The organism is Streptomyces monashensis (genome assembly GCF_001866665.1).
GTDB lineage: Bacteria > Actinomycetota > Actinomycetes > Streptomycetales > Streptomycetaceae > Streptomyces > Streptomyces monashensis.
Genome location: NZ_MLYO01000045.1, coordinates 32,494 through 48,397, shown reverse-complemented (window position 1 = coordinate 48,397; position 15,904 = coordinate 32,494). Strand labels below are relative to the sequence as shown.

The following is a 15,904-nucleotide window of genomic DNA, read 5'->3' as shown; positions in this document are numbered from 1 at the left end:
ACGAGTGCGATACGGCCCCGGTGACCGGGCCAGAGTAGCGGGTGGCCGATACTGGGACGCATGGCTTACGACGATCTTCGCTCCCTGCTGCGCGCGCTGGAGCGCGAGGGGGACCTCAAGCGCATCAAGGCCGAGGTCGACCCGTATCTGGAAGTCGGGGAGATCGTCGACCGGGTGCAGAAGTCCGGCGGGCCCGCGCTGCTCTTCGAGAACGTGAAGGGCTCGGCGATGCCCCTCGCGATGAACGTCTTCGGCACCGACCGCCGCCTGCTCAAGGCGCTGGGCCTCAAGTCGTACGGCGAGATCTCCGAGCGGATCGGCGGCCTGCTGCGCCCCGAGCTGCCGCACGGCTTCGTCGGCGTGCGCGAGGCCTTCGGGAAGCTCGGCGCGATGGCCCACGTACCGCCGAAGAAGATCAAGGAAGCCCCGGTGCAGGAGGTCGTGCTGCACGGTGACGAGGTCGACCTCGACCGGCTCCCCGCGCTGTTCACCTGGCCCGACGACGGCGGCTCCTTCTTCAACCTGGGGCTGACCCACACCAAGGACCCGGAGACGGGCATCCGGAACCTGGGCCTGTACCGCCTCCAGCGCCACGACAAGCGCACGATCGGCATGCACTGGCAGATCCACAAGGACAGCCGGAACCACTACCAGGTCGCGGCGCGAAAGGGCGAGCGGCTGCCGGTCGCCATCGCCTTCGGCTGCCCGCCCGCCGTGACGTACGCCTCCACCGCCCCGCTCCCCGGCGACATCGACGAGTACCTGTTCGCCGGGTTCATCGCGGGCAGGCGGATCGAGATGGTGGACTGCAAGACGGTCCCGCTGCAGGTGCCCGCGCACGCCGAGGTCGTGCTGGAGGGCTGGCTGGAGCCGGGCGAGATGCTGCCCGAGGGCCCCTTCGGCGACCACACCGGCTTCTACACGCCGCAGGAGCCGTTCCCGGCGCTGACGATCGACTGCGTGACGATGCGCAGGCGCCCGCTGCTCCAGTCGATCGTGGTCGGCCGCCCGCCGACGGAGGACGGCCCGCTCGGCCGCGCCACGGAGCGTTTCTTCCTGCCGCTCCTCAAGATCATCGTCCCGGACATCGTGGACTACCACCTGCCCGAGGCCGGCGGCTTCCACAACTGCGCGATCGTCTCGATCGACAAGAAGTACCCGAAGCACGCGCAGAAGGTGATGCACGCCATCTGGGGGGCGCACATGATGTCCCTGACCAAGCTGATCGTGGTGGTGGACGCCGACTGCGACGTCCACGATCTGCACGAGGTCGCCTGGCGGGCCCTCGGCAACACGGACTACGCCCGCGACCTCACGGTCGTCGAAGGCCCCGTCGATCACCTCGACCACGCCTCCTACCAGCAGTTCTGGGGCGGCAAGGCGGGGATCGACGCGACGAAGAAGTGGCCGGAGGAGGGCTACACCCGGGACGGCGGCTGGCCGGACATGGTCCTCTCCGACCCTGATACGGCGGCTCTCGTGGACCGCCGCTGGAAGGAGTACGGACTGTGAGTTCAGCGTCCGCCGCGATCCCCCAGCCGGGACGCACGAAAGCCTTTCTCCGCCTGGTGATGATCGAGCACTCGGTCTTCGCGCTGCCCTTCGCCTACATCGCCTCGCTGACCGCGATGTACCAGTGGGACAAGAACATTCACTGGGCCCGGCTGCTGCTGGTCACGATCTGCATGGTCGGCCTGCGCACGTTCGCGATGGCGGTCAACCGGATCATCGACCGCGAGATCGACGCCCGTAACCCGCGCACCGCGCACCGGGAACTGGTGACCGGCGCGATGTCGGTCCGGCACGCCTGGACCGGTGCCCTGATCGCGCTGGTGATCTTCCTGGGTGCGGCGGCTCTGCTGAACCCCCTGTGCCTGGCCCTGGCCCCGGTGGCCGTCATCCCGATGGTGGTCTACCCCTACGGCAAGCGGTTCACGAACTTCCCGCAGGCGATCCTCGGCCTGGCCCAGGCGATGGGCCCGGTGGGCGGCTGGCTGGCCATCTCCGGTTCCTGGTCCTGGGACGCGGTGATCCTCGGCCTCGCCGTGGGCATCTGGATCGGCGGGTTCGACCTGATCTACGCCTGCCAGGACGTCGAGACCGACCGCGAGGTCGGCGTCATGTCGGTCCCAGCCCGCTTCGGCATCCCGGCCGCGATCTGGGGTGCGCGGGCCTGCCACGCGGTGACGACGGCCCTGTTCGTCTGGTACGGCGTGGCCACGCACGCCGGCGCGTTCTTCTGGCTGGGCCTGCTGATCGTCGCGGGCGCGTTCCTCTACGAACACCGCATCGTCCGCCCCCACGACCTGTCCCGCCTGAACAGGGCGTTCTTCTCGGTCAACGGCTTCATCGGAATCTGCCTCTTCGTCTGCGCGCTCATCGACCTCCTGGTCCGAGGGCTCACGCTGTAGCCCGTTCGGATGATGGTGCTCGCCGCGACCGGCTGCTGCGGCTCGGCAACGGATACGTTGCGGTGCGCAGTCCCCGCCGCAGCGGGGATGAGCCGAGGGCGATGCCCATGCATCCGTTCACGGACAAGTGCTCCCCGCCGATGCGGGGATTCCGGCGAGCCGGTCGGCGCTGTCCGGCCGGGCCGTCATCCCCTGGCCGTCCCCGCCGCCGCTCTCCCCGTCGACCCCCAGGCGCCCCACCCGGCCTGAGGCCTGCCCGACCCACCGGTACGCTCAAGGTGTGAACGCAGGAGAAACGCAGCGCGCGCCTTGGATCGTGGGGGTGTCCGGAGCTTCCGGAACGCCGTATGCGGCTGCCGTGCTGCGGGCGCTGCTGGGGGCGGGGGAGGCGGTCGACCTGGTGGTCAGCCGGGCCTCGCGGCTGACGCTGCTGGACGAGACGGGGATCTCGTTCCGGGACGCCCACTGGCAGGAAGACCTGCGCGAATGGCTGGCCCGGGGGGCCGACGGCAAGCCCGGGACCTTCGACGTGGACGTCAGCGGGGTGCGGTACTGGAGCGCGGGGGACCTCGCGGCCGGGCCGTCCTCGGGGTCGTACCCGGCGAAGGGGATGCTCATCGTGCCCGCGTCCACGGCCTGTGTGGCGGGTGTCGCGCTCGGGCTCTCCAAGGACCTGCTCCAGCGCGCGGCGAGCGTCACCCTCAAGGAACGCCGGACGCTGGTCGTGGCCGTGCGGGAGACCCCTTTGAACGGCCGGACCCTGCGGCATCTCGTCGCGCTGGACGACGCCGGCGCCCAGGTGGTGCCGACCTCGCCGGCCTTCTACGCGGGCGCCACCCACATCCAGGACCTGGTGGACTTCGTCGCCGGGCGGGTGCTGGACGCGGCGGGCGTCGAGCACGGCCTGTACCGGCGCTGGACGGGCGAACTGGGCGGCGGATCCGCCGGCTAGCGGGCCGGGCGCGGTACCCACTCGGCACAGCACTACCTCTCATCAACTCGGAACTCTTCACCGGAAGGCTTCGATCGCATGGACGCGGTGGACAGGCAGCTCATCCAGGCTCTGCGGGAGAACGGCCGGGCCTCGTACGCGGAGCTGGGGCGCCTCGTCGGACTCTCGGGACCCAGCGTCACCGACCGCATCAACCGGCTGGAGGCGGCCGGTGTCATCACCGGCTACCGCGCGACGGTGAACGCGGCCCAGCTCGGCCTCGGGGTCACCGCGCTGATCGGCATCTCGCTCTCCGACGCCGCCGACCACGAGGACGTCGCCCAGCGGGTGCGGGACCTGCCGGAGATCGAGGACTGCTGGTTCATCGCCGGCGACGACTCGTTCATGCTCAAGGTGCGGGCGGCCGACGTCGACGGCCTGGAGCGGATCATCCGGCGGCTCAGCGGGACCAAGGGCGTCTCCCGGACCCGTACCACCATCGTGCTCTCCACCAAGTGGGAGAACCGGGTCGGAGAGCTGCCCGAAGAGGTGTGAACCGCAGGGCGTACGGTGGGGTCGGGTTTCGTAGAAAGGTGTTGGCATGGACGTCGGGCTCAAGCGCGAGCTGGAGGAGAAGGTCCGCTCCGGTGAGCGGCTGACCCGCGAGGACGGCATCGCGCTGTACGAGTCGGACGACCTGGCGTGGCTGGGCGGTCTGGCGCACGAGGTGCGGACGCGCAAGAACGGTGACGTCGTCCACTTCAACGTCAACCGGCACCTCAACATGACCAACGTGTGCACGGCGTCGTGCGCGTACTGCTCGTTCCAGCGCAAGCCGGGCGAGAAGGACGCGTACACGATGCGCATCGAGGAGGCCGTCAAGCTCGCCAGGGCGATGGAGGGCGAGAACCTCACCGAGCTGCACATCGTCAACGGCCTGCACCCGAACCTGCCGTGGCGCTACTACCCGCGCTCGCTGCGGGAGTTGAAGAAGGCGCTGCCGCACGTCGGTCTGAAGGCGTTCACGGCGACGGAGATCCACCACTTCGAGACGATCTCCGGCCTCACCGCCTCCGAGATCCTCGACGAGCTGATCGACGCCGGTCTGGAGTCCCTGACCGGCGGCGGCGCGGAGATCTTCGACTGGGAGGTCCGCCGGCACATCGTGGACCACCGCACCCACTGGGAGGACTGGTCCCGCATCCACCGGCTGGCGCACGAGAAGGGGCTGAAGACCCCGTGCACCATGCTCTACGGCCACATCGAGGAGCCCCGCCACCGGGTCGACCACGTGCTGCGGCTGCGGGAGCTGCAGGACGAGACGGGTGGGTTCCAGGTCTTCATCCCGCTGCGCTACCAGCACGACTTCGTGGACATGAAGGACGGCAAGGTCCGCAACCGCCTCCAGGCGCGTACGCAGATGGCGACGGGCGCCGAGGCGCTGAAGACCTTCGCCGTCTCGCGGCTGCTCTTCGACAACGTGCCGCACGTCAAGGTCTTCTGGGTGATGCACGGCGTGCAGACCGCGCAGCTCGCCCTCCAGCACGGCGCCGACGACATGGACGGCTCGGTCGTCGAGTACAAGATCACGCACGACGCGGACAACTACGGCACCCCGAACAAGCTGACCCGCGAGGACCTGCTCGACCTCATCCGGGACGCCGGTTTCCGCCCGGTCGAGCGCAACACGCGCTACGAGATCATCCGCGAGTACGACGGCCCGGACCCGGCGCGCCGGGACTCCCCGCAGCCGATGCGGGTGTGAGCCGGTGTCGTTGACGTTCGAGCTGGACCCGGCGGTCTCGCCCGCCCTCCGGGACGAGGTGCTCGCGCTGTGGGCGGACGTGTCGAACACCGGCGGCTCCGTCGGCTTCGTGCCGCCGGTGACCGTGGACGACATACGCCCCGAGCTGGTGAGGCACCTCGTCGCCATGGCCGAGGGCCGTACCAGGCTGCTGGTGGGCCGGGACGCCACGGGCGCGGTCGCGGCGACCGCGTTCCTCACCCTGAACACGCACCCGCTGATGTCGCACTGGGTGTGGCTCTACACGGTGATGGTCCACCCCCGGTACCAGGGCAGGGGCTACGGCCGGGACCTGCTCGCGGCCGCCGCCGACGCGGCCCGCACGCTCGACGGCATCGAGGCGATCCGGCTCACCTGCCGGGGCGGCACGGGTCTGGAGCGGTTCTACGGGTCCTGCGGTTACAAGGAGGTCGGCCGGGTGCCCGACGCCATCCGGGTGGCCCCCGGTGACGACCGCGAGGACATCACCATGCTGCTGCCCCTCGTATGACCCCCCTGCATGATCGCCCCCGGGCCGTGCTTCACTGGAACCGGCCCTTTTTGGAATCGGACGACTGGATTGAGATGCTTCGCTACACGCTGATGCGCCTCGGCGTCTTCGTCGGCTGCCTCGTGGTCGTGTGGGGAGCCGTCTACTCCGGCATCTTCCCGCGCGGTTTCGGCGACTCCAACCTCCTGTGGGTCCTGTTGCTCTCCCTGATCCTCTCGGCGCCGATCAGCTGGGTCGTGCTGCGCAAGGAGCGGGACCGGGCCTCGGTGCAGATCGTGAACAGGGTCGACCGGATGAAGGCCAACCTGGACGCCAACCGCAGCCAGGAGGACGTGGCCGACGACAGCGCCCGCACGCGGGGCGAGGCGACCGCGTCCAACTAGTCTGGGCCCATGGGTGGGGCGAGGACCAGACGGATGCCGCGTGCGGTGCGCGAGCAGCAGATGCTCGACGCCGCCGTACGGACCTTCGGCCGGCGTGGCTACATGGCCGCGTCGATGGACGAGATAGCCGAACTCGCGGGCGTTTCCAAGCCGCTGGTCTATCTGTACCTGAACTCCAAGGAAGACCTCTTCACCGCCTGCATCCGCCGCGAGGCCGACGCGCTGACGCGGGCGGTGCGCGCCGGGGTCCGCCCTGATCTGCCGGCCGACCGCCGGCTGTGGGACGGACTGCTGGCCTTCTTCGCGCACACCGGCGAGCACCCCGACGCCTGGTCCGTCCTGCACCTGCAGGCCCGTACCCACGGGGAGCCCTTCGCGGCCGAGGTCGCCGCGATGCGCACGGAGATCGTCGCCTTCGTCACCGGCCTGGTCGTCGTCGCGGCCCGCGAGGCGCACAGCGACCCCGACCTGCCGGAGGACGAGGTCGCGGGCCTGGCCGAGGCCCTGGTGGGCGCGGCGGAGTCCCTGGCCGCCTGGGCCAACGCGACCCCGGGAGTCACCGCCCGGCAGGCGGCGGCCACCCTGATGAACTTCGCGTGGGCGGGACTGGGAGACCTGATGCGGGGCAACCGCTGGACTCCGCCGCCGGAAGCACCCCAGGGGCGCGGGGAACCGCGCGCGTAACCACGGACCACGCGCACCCGGCGACGGTGACGCACCCCCGACGGCGCTCACCCCACCCCCCGCACCTCCCCCCGCACATGCACCCGCTCCCCACCGCTGTCCCGCAGCTCGAACCGGCCGGAGGCATCCGCCCCGTACGTCACCACCCCGGGCAACAACACCGGCGCCATGAACCGCGCCCGCACCATGACGGAGCCGCTCGTGCCGTGCGCGGCCACGCAGCGGGCCACCGTCCACATGCCGTGTGCGATCGCCCTCGGGAAGCCGAAGAGGCGGGCGGTGAGCGGGTGGAGGTGGATGGGGTTGCGGTCGCCGGAGGCCGCGCCGTAGCGCCGGCCGACGTCCCCGGCGAGCCGCCACTGGTCGAGGACCGGGAGAGCGGGCGCCGGTCGCCGTTCCTCGCGGTGACCGGAGACGGCCTCCTGCGTATGGTGCCGGGCGAGATACGTGCTGCGGGACTCCCACAACCGCTCGCCCCGCGACCTCAGCTCCGTCACCACCGTCGCCTCCGTGCCGCGCCGGTGCGGCGCCAACCCCTCGATGTGCACGGCGAGTTCATACGCGTCCGTCGGCGGTACGACCCCGTGCCGGACGATGTCGATCGAGGTGTGCACCAGGCCCGGCAGCGGCAGCGGGAACGCGCGGTCGCTCATCAGCCGCATGGCCAGCGGGAAGCCGAGGACGTGCGGGTAGGTCACCGGCAGGCCGCTCTCGCCGGTCGGGAAGCCGCAGACCCGCTCGTAGGCGGCGAGGCGGGACAGGTCGACGCGGACCCCGGGCAGCGTGAGCCGGGCGCGCGGGAAGTCGGCGTCGGGGGAGGGGCGTTTGAACGGTGCGCGCAGGGCGCCCGTTATGAGATGTGTCAGCGCACTTGTCACGTCCATCCCCCAACTGCTTACTCTGAAGTAAGGTTACCGCCGGTAAGTCTAACGTGAGGCCCTGTCACAAAAACCCCGAGGTTGCACATCCCTGGCCCCGGACCACCTCCGAACCCGCACAACCTCCGCACAGTGGCCCCGTACGATCACCTGCCTAACCAGCGGTAACCCCCTGTCTGTCGAGGCCCGCCGCAGGTGCACGAACGCCAGAGGAGCCGCCCGTGTCCACCCCGTACCCGAACGCCCCCGTCTCCTCCGCCGCCGTCTCCGCCGTCGACTACGACGGCAAGCCCGTCCTCGTCGAGCCCTGGATCCAGCGGCTGGACGGCGCGGTGCGCGAGGTGCACGTGCCGCCGTTCGTGCCCCCGGTCACCCACGGCTCGCTCGCGGACCTGCCGTTCGACAACGCCGAGGCCGCCCCCGGCGCGATCGCGCTCAGCCGCCGTATGCCCGAAGGCCGTTGGCAGGACGTGACGGCCGCGGACTTCGCCGAGCAGGTGCTCGCGGTGGCCAAGGGGCTGATCTCCGAGGGGCTGGTGCCGGGCGACCGGATCGCCGTGATGGCCCGCACCCGCTACGAGTGGTCGCTGCTCGACTTCGCCGCCTGGGCCGCCGGGCTCGTCACCGTGCCCGTCTACCCCACCTCCTCCGTCTTCCAGACCCGCTGGATCCTGCACGACTCCGGCGCCCGCGCCCTCGTCACCGAGACCGCCGGGCAGGCCGCCGCCATCGGGCCCGAGCTGCCGCACCTGCCCGATCTGCGCCATGTGTGGGTGATGGACAAGGAGCACGTGGAGCGGCTGGCGGAGGCCGGCGCGCAGGTGCCGGACGGCGAGGTCGCGGTGCGGCGCGGCATGATGGGGCCCGCCACCCTCGCCACCCTCATCTACACCTCCGGCACCACCGGCCGCCCCAAGGGCTGCGCGCTGTCCCACGGCAACTTCCTCGCCGAGGTCGACAACGCCGTCGAACTGCTCTACCCGGTCTTCAAGTCGCAGGACGAGGACCCCTCGGTGCTGCTGTTCCTGCCGATGTCGCACGTGTTCGGGCGGATGGTCGCCATCGCGTGCGTCCGGGCCCGGGTGCGGCTCGGGCACGCGCCGAGCCTCGCCGCCGAGGACCTGCTGCCGGACCTGGCCGCCTTCCGGCCGACCGCGCTGCTGACCATCCCGTACATGCTGGAGAAGGTCTACAACTCCGCCCGCGCCAAGGCCGAGTCGGGCGGCCGGGTCACGGTCTTCGACCGGGCGGCGGCGACCGCCGTCCGCTACGGCGAGGCGCTGGAGGCCCGGCAGACCGGCACCGGCGGCGGCCCGAGCCGCTCGCTGAAGACCGCCCGCGGCTTCTACGACCCGCTCGTCTACCGCAAGATCCGCGCCGCGATGGGCGGCCGCGTCCGGTACGTCATCTGCGGCGGCTCCCCGCTCGGCCGGCGCCTCGCCGCGTTCTACGCCGGCGCCGGCATCGAGATCTTCGAGGGGTACGGCCTCACCGAGACCACCGCCGCCACGACCTGCACCCCGCCGCTCAAACCCCGCCTCGGCACCGTCGGCTGGCCGCTGCCCGGCACCCGGGTCAGGATCGCCGCCGACGGGGAGATCCTCGTCGCCGGCGACCACGTGCTGCGCGGCTACTGGGATCCGCAGGCCGGCGGCGTCGTGCCCGCGACCCGGGACGGCTGGCTGGCCACCGGCGACATCGGCGAACTGGACGACGAGGGCTACCTCACCATCACCGGCCGCAAGAAGGAACTGCTGATCACGGCGGGCGGCAAGTCGGTGGCCCCGGCCCCGCTGGAGAACTGGCTGCGCCAGCACCCGCTGATCTCCCAGGTCATGCTGGTCGGCGACGGCCGCCCGTACGTCTCCGCGCTGATCACCCTCGACCCCGATGGCGTCGGCCACTGGCGGCAGATGATCGGCAAGCACGTGGTGCCGCCGGAACTGCTGGTCGGCGACCCGGAGTTGGAGGCGGTCCTGCAGCGGGCGATCGACGAGGCCAACAAGCTGGTCTCCCGCCCCGAGTCCATCCGCCGCTTCGCCGTGCTGCCGCGGGACTTCACCGAGTTCGAGGGCCATCTCACGCCCTCGATGAAGCTGCGCCGCGAGCAGATCATGCGGGACTTCGCGCCGCAGGTGGAGGGACTGTACGAGTCCTCCCGGCCGAGGACCGACTGAGGGGTCGGCACCCGCTCCCCGGCCGGCGCACACCTCGGTCCGGACGCCCGGTGCGCTGCGGGGAGCGGGTTGCCGCCTGGGTCGATCGCGGCCCGGCACCGATCCTCGTACCGCGCCGGGGCCTCAGTCAATCCTTGAGATTTGTCGGCAAACCCCAGTGATAGCTTGGGGGTTGTGACACTTGAGGACCTTCGCGTGTTCGTGGCCGTGTGCCGGGCCGGCAGCCTCAGCTCGGTCGCCCGCGAGCTCGGCTGCACCCAGTCCGCCGTCAGCCAGCACGTCAAGCGGCTGGAGCGGGAGACTGGCCTCGCCCTGCTGGAGCGCCGGCCGCGCGGCGTCGTGACGACCCGGGCCGGGCGGATCCTGGAAGCCGCGGCCGCCGAGGGCATCTCGGGTCTCGACCTCGCCGTACGACAGCTGCGCGATCTGCTCGACGGGCACAGCGGACACGTCCGCGTGGCCACCGGCGCCACCACCGTGCGGCACTTCATGTCCGACGCGGTCGTCGCCTTCCGCCGCCGCCACCCCAAGGTCAACCTGGAGTTCCGCACGGTCAGTTCGGGCCGGGGCACCTTCGACGCGCTCGCCGACGGCACCCTCGACCTCGCCTGGATCACCCTCGGCCCGCCGGTGCGGGGCATCGAGCAGCGCACCGTGGCCGAGCTGCCCTGGGTGCTGGCCGTACCGGCCGGCGACCCGCTGGCCGCCCGGTCCCGGCTCGACCCCGCCGACCTCGCCGACCTCCCGCTCATCCGGCTGCCGCCCAACTCCGCCTCCGCCGCCCATCTGGACGCCGCCTGCGCCGAGTCGGGCGTGCGCTTCTCCTACGACGCCTCCGTCGCCGACTGGGACACGGCGCTGCTGCTCGCCGAACTGGGCGCGGGCAGAGCCGTCGTACCCGCCGTACCGGGACCGCCCGTGCCCGGCGCGGGACCGCTGCGGCTGATCCCGCTGCCCGGGCTGCGGCCGCTGCCGGTCGGCTGGGCGGTGCGCCGCTGGGACGCGCTGAGCCCGCCCGCCCGGGCCTTCGCCGACACCGTGCGCATCCAGCCGCGGGACCTCGGCGAAAACCGGTAGCGCGGCCGGAAAACCGGTAGCGTGCCCTGGTCCCCGCCACCCGGGGATCCGTCCGGGACCGGAACGGTAACGCCCCCTCATAGCCTGCCTTTCCACCCTCGCCGACCTCATACCCCGAGCAGAGGCATGAAAGAAGACAACGACGTCCGCCGGATCTTCCTGCTGAACCCGGACCAGCGTCTCGTCCGCGAGGCCGCCGAGGCCGGGGTCCAAGTGCGTTCGGCCCGTGCCGACACCCGCGACGAGCCCGCCCTGCGCGCCCTGCTGGCCGAGGCCGCCGACGCCGGGCTGTTCGTCAACTCCGCCCGCTCCCTCGCCCTGCTCGCGGACCAGGACGCCGTCCGGCGCCTCGTCCGCGACAACCGGCTCTCACCCGGCGGCGGGCGGGTCCCGCCCGGCGCCCTCGGGCTGACCGTGGAGACGCTGAGCGTGCACGGCATGCACCAGGCCGTCGGGATCACCGCGCGCATGCCCTACGGCCTGCTCCACCCGGCCCCGCTGACCGAGGACAGCGCCGCCGAGGTGCGCGCCGTGGTGACCGCCCTGCTGGACCTGACCGGCTACCAGTACGGGCCCGCGCACACGAGCGTCGCGCTCACCCCGCACGGCCCGGTCATCACCGGCTGCCGGGCGGGCCTCGCCGGGGACCCGGTGCCCGAGCTGCTCAAGGCGGCCGGCGGCTGCGACCTGGCGGCCGGCGCCGTCGACGTGCTCTGCGGCCGGCTCGTGGACGCCGTACGACCGGGCCGCTTCGCGGCGGCTGCCGTGCTGAACCCGCCGTGGCGGCTGGAGAGCGCCGAGGTCGGGGTCCTGCCGCACGTGCGCCATGTCTCGCCGCCCGACGCCCTCGCCCCCGGGCACCTCGTCGTGCACGCCGACTCCCCCGAGGTGGCGGCCCGGCGGGTGACCTCGCTGAAGGCGCTGGTCACCGGCGACGCGGGCTGATCCGGGGACCGGGAACGGATCGGGAACGAACCGGTACGGCCCGGGGGCACCGTTGGTATGTCGCCGGAAGAAGGACGACGACGCCAGCGACACCAACGGGAGGCGGAGTCAGGATGCTGAAGTTCTCGGTCCTCGGGGCGCTGCATGTCCGTACCGTGTCCGGTCCCGCGGAGATCTCCGGCGACCTGCAGCGCACCCTCGTGCAGACGCTGCTGATCAGCGAGGGCCAGCCGGTCTCCGGGGAGAGCCTCGTCGAGGAGATGTGGGGCGAGGCCGTCCCCGACAACCAGGCCAACGCGCTCCAGGCGCACGTCAGCCGGCTGCGCCGCAAGCTGCGCGCCCTGGAGCCGGACCGGCCCGCCTCGCGCGTCACCATCCACCCCTCCGGCTACCGGCTGACCGTCGCCGAGGGCGAGCTGGACGCCGCCGAGTTCGTCGCCGCCGTACGGCGGGCCGAGGCGGCCCTGCCGGACGACGCGGGGAACACCGCCCGGCTGCTGCGCGAGGCACTGGCGCTGTGGCGCGGGCCCGTCTTCGGCGGCCTGACCGGCGGCACCCTGTGCCAGCTGGCCGCCGCCCGCTACGAGGAGTACCGGATGCGGGCGATGGAGCTGAGCTTCGACGCCGAGCTGCGCCTCGGCCGGCACGCCGCCGTCCTCGCGGAGCTGGCCGAGGCGCACACCAACCACCCGCTGCGCGAGCGCTTCTGCGAGCAGTTGATGATCGCCCTGTACGGCGCGGGCCGGCAGGCCGACGCCCTCGACGTCTTCCGCCGGATGCGCCGTCTGCTCGACGCCGAGCTGGGCATTCAGCCCTCCCCGGCGCTGCGCCGGGTGGAGAACGCGATCCTGCGCCACGACCCGGCGCTGGCAGGCGATGCGCACGCGACCCTCCTCCAGCTCGCGTGAAGATGGTTAGCTGTCCGTCGGGACAGAGCTGTCCGCCGGAGCCGAGCTGTGCGCCACGAGGACGGAATCACCCCCTCCGCGCCGCTCGTTCCGGTACAACCTAGGTGGTCCCGAGCATCTCGGGCCGGACGGTGCGACGGGGTGGAGGGGACGCATTCGTGGATTCGGCGGCACCGTCGGCATCGGGTCGTCCTGTCGTACGGTTCAACATCCTCGGATCGCTGGAAGGCTGGCACGGCGAGCACCGCCTGCGGCTCGGCAGCCCGACCCAGGAACGCGTCCTGGTCACCCTGCTGCTGGAGCCGGGGCGCATGGTGCCGCTGCCCCGGCTGGTCGCCGCCGCCTGGGACGAGGCGCCGCCGCAGACCGCCGGCCACCAGATCCGCAAGTCCGTCGCCGCGCTGCGCACCCACATCCCCGACGGCGCCTCGATGATCGTCACCGACGGCGCCGGATACCGGGCGATGCTCGGCGAACACCAGCTGGATCTGCACGAGTTCACCCAGTGGGCCCGTCAGGCCCGGCAGGCGGTGGCCGCCGGGCGCGCCGCCGAGGCGGTCGGGCACCTGCGGGCCTGCCTGGACCTGTGGCGCGGCCCGGTCATGGCGGGCGCCGGCGGCACGGTGATCACGGCGGCCTCCGCGGCGCTGGAGGAGCGCCACATGGCGGTCGCCGAGCAGTACTTCGAGCTCCAGCTCGAACTCGGCCAGTCCGCCGAACTGGTCGGCCCGTTACGCGAGTTGGTCATCGCCCATCCGCTGCGGGAGACCCTGCGCGGCCGTCTGATGCTCGCCCTGTACCGGGCCGGCCGGCAGGCGGAGGCGCTGGAGGAGTTCGGCCGGGTGCGCGCGCTGCTCGTGGAGGAGCTGGGCATCGACCCGGGCGTCGAACTGACCCGGCTGTACGAGGCCATCCTGCGCGACAGCCCCGAAGTGGCCCCGCGGGTGCCGCAGTCCGTGGCCGACCGCGCCGCGCTCCTCGCCCCCGCCTCCTACCTCCAGCCGTCCCCCTCCGAGCCCGCGCCCTGCACCCTGCCCTACGACCTGCCGGACTTCACCGGGCGCGAGTCGGAGCTGGCGCGGATCCTGGAGGCGGGGCGGGCCCCGGCCGGCGGGAGCACGCGGATCGTCGGCGTCGACGGGATGGGCGGCAGCGGCAAGAGCGCGCTCGCGGTGCACGCGGCCCATCTGCTCGCCGCCGACTACCCGGACGGGCAGCTCTTCGTCGACCTGCGCGGCTTCAGCCCCGGCGAGAAGGCGCAGGAGCCGTCCGCGGTCCTGCACTCCCTGCTGCGTGCCGTCGGCATCCCGGACGACCGGATACCCGACGACCTGGAGCGACGTACGACGCTCTGGCGAACCGTTTCGGCGCAGCGAAGACTCCTGCTGCTCCTCGACAACGCCGCCGACGCCGCCCAGGTCCGCCCGCTGCTGCCCGCCGCCGAGGACTGCCTGGCCATCCTCACCGGCCGGGTCCGGATGCTCGACCTGGACGGCGCCGAGTGGCTCTCCCTCGGCCTGCTCTCGCCCGACGACAGCGCGACCCTGCTCACCCGGACCCTCGGCGCCGACCGCACCACCGCCGAACCCGAGGCCACCGCGCGGCTGGCCGGCCTGTGCGGCGGGCTGCCCCTCGCCCTGCGCATCACCACCGCCCGGCTGCGCAACCGCCCCCGCTGGACCGTGCAGTACCTGGTCGACCGGCTCGCCGACGAGACCCGGCGGCTGCGCGAGCTGAGCGCCGGGGAGCGCAGCGTCGAGGCCACGCTCCGGCTGTCGTACCAGGCGATGGACGCGGACCAGCGCATCGCCTTCCGCCTCCTCGGCCTGCACCCGGGCAGCGCCATCGACGTCCACTCCGCCGCCGCGCTGCTCGGCACCGACGTCCACGACGCCGAGGACACCCTGGAGAACCTCCTCGACGCCCACCTCCTGGAACAGCACGAGGCCGGGCTGTACGGCTTCCACGACCTGGTGCGCACGTACGCGATGAGCGTGCGGGAGGCGGAGGACGACGAGGAGGGGGCGGTGGGGAGGCTGGTGGGGTATTACACGCTGGCCACGGATCAGGCGTGCGACGTGCTCTTTCCCGGTCGCGAGCGCTTCGGCGAGCCACCGGCCGGTGAGGTGCCGGAACTGCCCCGGCTGGACAGCGACGCGCGGGCGCTTCGCTGGTACGACCGTGAACACGAAGCGCTGCTGGCGGTTGTCGCCCGGGCCGGCGCAGGGACCCGGCCCGGCCCGACCGCGCTGCTGGCGCGCAATCTCCTGTTCTACCTGGACATGCGCGGGCACTACGAGCAGTTCCGCGTCGTCAGCCGGATCGCGGTCGATGCCGCCCGAGAGCTTGCCGACCCGATGCTGCTGAGCGTGAGTCTGTCCAACCTGGCCGTGGCCCACTGGTGGCTGGGCGACTTCCCGGACGGGATCGCCACCGCCCAAGAAGGCCTGGCACTGGTCTCCGGCAAGGACCGCGGATCAGAGGCGAGCTGCCTCGATGTGCTGGGCTTGCTGCACGGCGCACTCGGCAATTTCGACGCGGCCCGTACCTACCTCACCCAGGCCATTCCCCTGCACCGTGAGTTGGGCCTCGACCGGATGGAGGCGCAGGCGCTGGACAACCTCGGCACCGTGGAGACCTGGTCGGGGAACTACGCCGAAGGCGTCCGGTACTCCGCCCGGGCCACCGAGTTGAACCGGCGCGTAGGTGCGCGCAGCAACGAGATCCACTCTCTGACCTGGCTGGCACTGGCGCACCTCGGCACGGGTGAGGAGGAGCGGGCACGGGCCTGCCTCGCTCAGGCCCTTGAACTGTGCGACGAATCCCGCAAACCGGGGAACGTGGCATTCGTTCTTGCCCACTGGGCCCGGCTCTGCCAGCGCCTCGGCGAAGCACGCTCGGCCGCCGAACACGCCGAACGTGCCCTGGAGCTGATTTCCGCCGACAGCTCGGTCCTGCGGCAGGCAGCTGTGGTGAATGTGGTCGGCCTGGTCCAGCTGCGCAGGGGCGCCCCCGACCGGGCGATGGAGATGTACCGCCAAGCGCACCAATTGGCCTCGCGCCTCAGCTACCGCATCGAGATCGCCCGCGCTCTGTCCGGTATGGCGGAGGCGGCGCATGCCCTGGGCGACGAACCGGCGGCACAACGGCATCGGCATGCTGCGGAGGCGCTCTACGACGCGATGGGAGTCACGGAGGCGGCGCGACGCCTTTGAC

Annotated in this window: 14 protein-coding genes; 13 read left to right on the top strand and 1 reads right to left on the bottom strand. The window is 72.1% G+C overall.

Translation table 11 applies throughout. From position 1 onward, the window contains the following. Window positions 1–60 precede the first annotated feature (60 nt). The 8 genes from BIV23_RS26220 (at window position 61) to BIV23_RS26185 (ending at window position 6,703) form a co-directional block, all read left to right on the top strand. Window positions 61–1,512 carry a menaquinone biosynthesis decarboxylase gene (locus BIV23_RS26220; protein ID WP_071383430.1) on the top strand — a complete coding sequence of 484 codons (1,452 nt, stop codon included), beginning with the start codon at window positions 61–63 and terminating at the stop codon, window positions 1,510–1,512. Beyond that, window positions 1,509–2,411 carry a menaquinone biosynthesis prenyltransferase MqnP gene (mqnP, locus tag BIV23_RS26215; RefSeq protein WP_071383429.1) on the top strand — a complete coding sequence of 301 codons (903 nt, stop codon included), beginning with the start codon at window positions 1,509–1,511 and terminating at the stop codon, window positions 2,409–2,411. The genes BIV23_RS26220 and mqnP overlap by 4 nt, the downstream gene beginning before the upstream one ends. A gap of 280 nt (window positions 2,412–2,691) precedes the next feature. Further along, window positions 2,692–3,363 (top strand): UbiX family flavin prenyltransferase, encoded by a 672-nt coding sequence (locus BIV23_RS26210; RefSeq protein ID WP_071383428.1) that lies wholly within the window; start codon window positions 2,692–2,694, stop codon window positions 3,361–3,363. A 78-nt stretch (window positions 3,364–3,441) separates the two neighbouring features. Continuing rightward, window positions 3,442–3,897: an Lrp/AsnC family transcriptional regulator gene (locus tag BIV23_RS26205; protein WP_071375597.1), complete on the top strand. Its 456-nt coding sequence runs from the start codon at window positions 3,442–3,444 to the stop codon at window positions 3,895–3,897. Window positions 3,898–3,943: 46 nt separating this feature from the next. After that, window positions 3,944–5,107, top strand: a complete 1,164-nt coding sequence (gene mqnE, locus BIV23_RS26200) for an aminofutalosine synthase MqnE (protein ID WP_071383427.1) — start codon at window positions 3,944–3,946, stop codon at window positions 5,105–5,107. A 4-nt stretch (window positions 5,108–5,111) separates the two neighbouring features. Next, window positions 5,112–5,636, top strand: a complete 525-nt coding sequence (locus BIV23_RS26195) for a GNAT family N-acetyltransferase (RefSeq protein ID WP_071383426.1) — start codon at window positions 5,112–5,114, stop codon at window positions 5,634–5,636. A 74-nt stretch (window positions 5,637–5,710) separates the two neighbouring features. Then, window positions 5,711–6,019, top strand: a complete 309-nt coding sequence (locus BIV23_RS26190) for a DUF4229 domain-containing protein (RefSeq protein ID WP_071383500.1) — start codon at window positions 5,711–5,713, stop codon at window positions 6,017–6,019. Window positions 6,020–6,028: 9 nt separating this feature from the next. Then, window positions 6,029–6,703, top strand: a complete 675-nt coding sequence (locus BIV23_RS26185) for a TetR/AcrR family transcriptional regulator (protein WP_177240036.1) — start codon at window positions 6,029–6,031, stop codon at window positions 6,701–6,703. Window positions 6,704–6,750: 47 nt separating this feature from the next. On the opposite strand, the gene BIV23_RS26180 is transcribed toward BIV23_RS26185, so the two are convergent. Beyond that, the gene (locus BIV23_RS26180; protein ID WP_071383425.1) at window positions 6,751–7,587 is read right to left on the bottom strand and encodes a MaoC/PaaZ C-terminal domain-containing protein; all 837 of its coding nucleotides are present in this window, start codon (window positions 7,585–7,587) and stop codon (window positions 6,751–6,753) included. Between the two features lie 215 nt (window positions 7,588–7,802). Between BIV23_RS26180 and BIV23_RS26175 the strand changes: the two genes are divergently transcribed. The 5 genes from BIV23_RS26175 to BIV23_RS26155 all read left to right on the top strand — a co-directional run bounded on the left by BIV23_RS26175 (window position 7,803) and on the right by BIV23_RS26155 (window position 15,903). After that, a complete protein-coding gene (locus tag BIV23_RS26175) occupies window positions 7,803–9,758 on the top strand; it encodes an AMP-dependent synthetase/ligase (RefSeq protein WP_071383424.1) in 1,956 nt (651 codons plus the stop codon). Between the two features lie 174 nt (window positions 9,759–9,932). Continuing rightward, complete coding sequence (locus BIV23_RS26170) at window positions 9,933–10,835, top strand: LysR family transcriptional regulator (RefSeq protein ID WP_177240035.1); 903 nt, start codon at window positions 9,933–9,935, stop codon at window positions 10,833–10,835. 126 nt (window positions 10,836–10,961) lie between these two features. Beyond that, window positions 10,962–11,780: an ATP-grasp domain-containing protein gene (locus tag BIV23_RS26165; RefSeq protein ID WP_071383422.1), complete on the top strand. Its 819-nt coding sequence runs from the start codon at window positions 10,962–10,964 to the stop codon at window positions 11,778–11,780. A gap of 113 nt (window positions 11,781–11,893) precedes the next feature. Further along, window positions 11,894–12,688 carry an AfsR/SARP family transcriptional regulator gene (locus BIV23_RS26160; protein ID WP_071383421.1) on the top strand — a complete coding sequence of 265 codons (795 nt, stop codon included), beginning with the start codon at window positions 11,894–11,896 and terminating at the stop codon, window positions 12,686–12,688. 158 nt (window positions 12,689–12,846) lie between these two features. After that, window positions 12,847–15,903 carry an AfsR/SARP family transcriptional regulator gene (locus BIV23_RS26155; protein ID WP_071383420.1) on the top strand — a complete coding sequence of 1,019 codons (3,057 nt, stop codon included), beginning with the start codon at window positions 12,847–12,849 and terminating at the stop codon, window positions 15,901–15,903. The last annotated feature ends 1 nt before the right edge of the window (window position 15,904 follow it).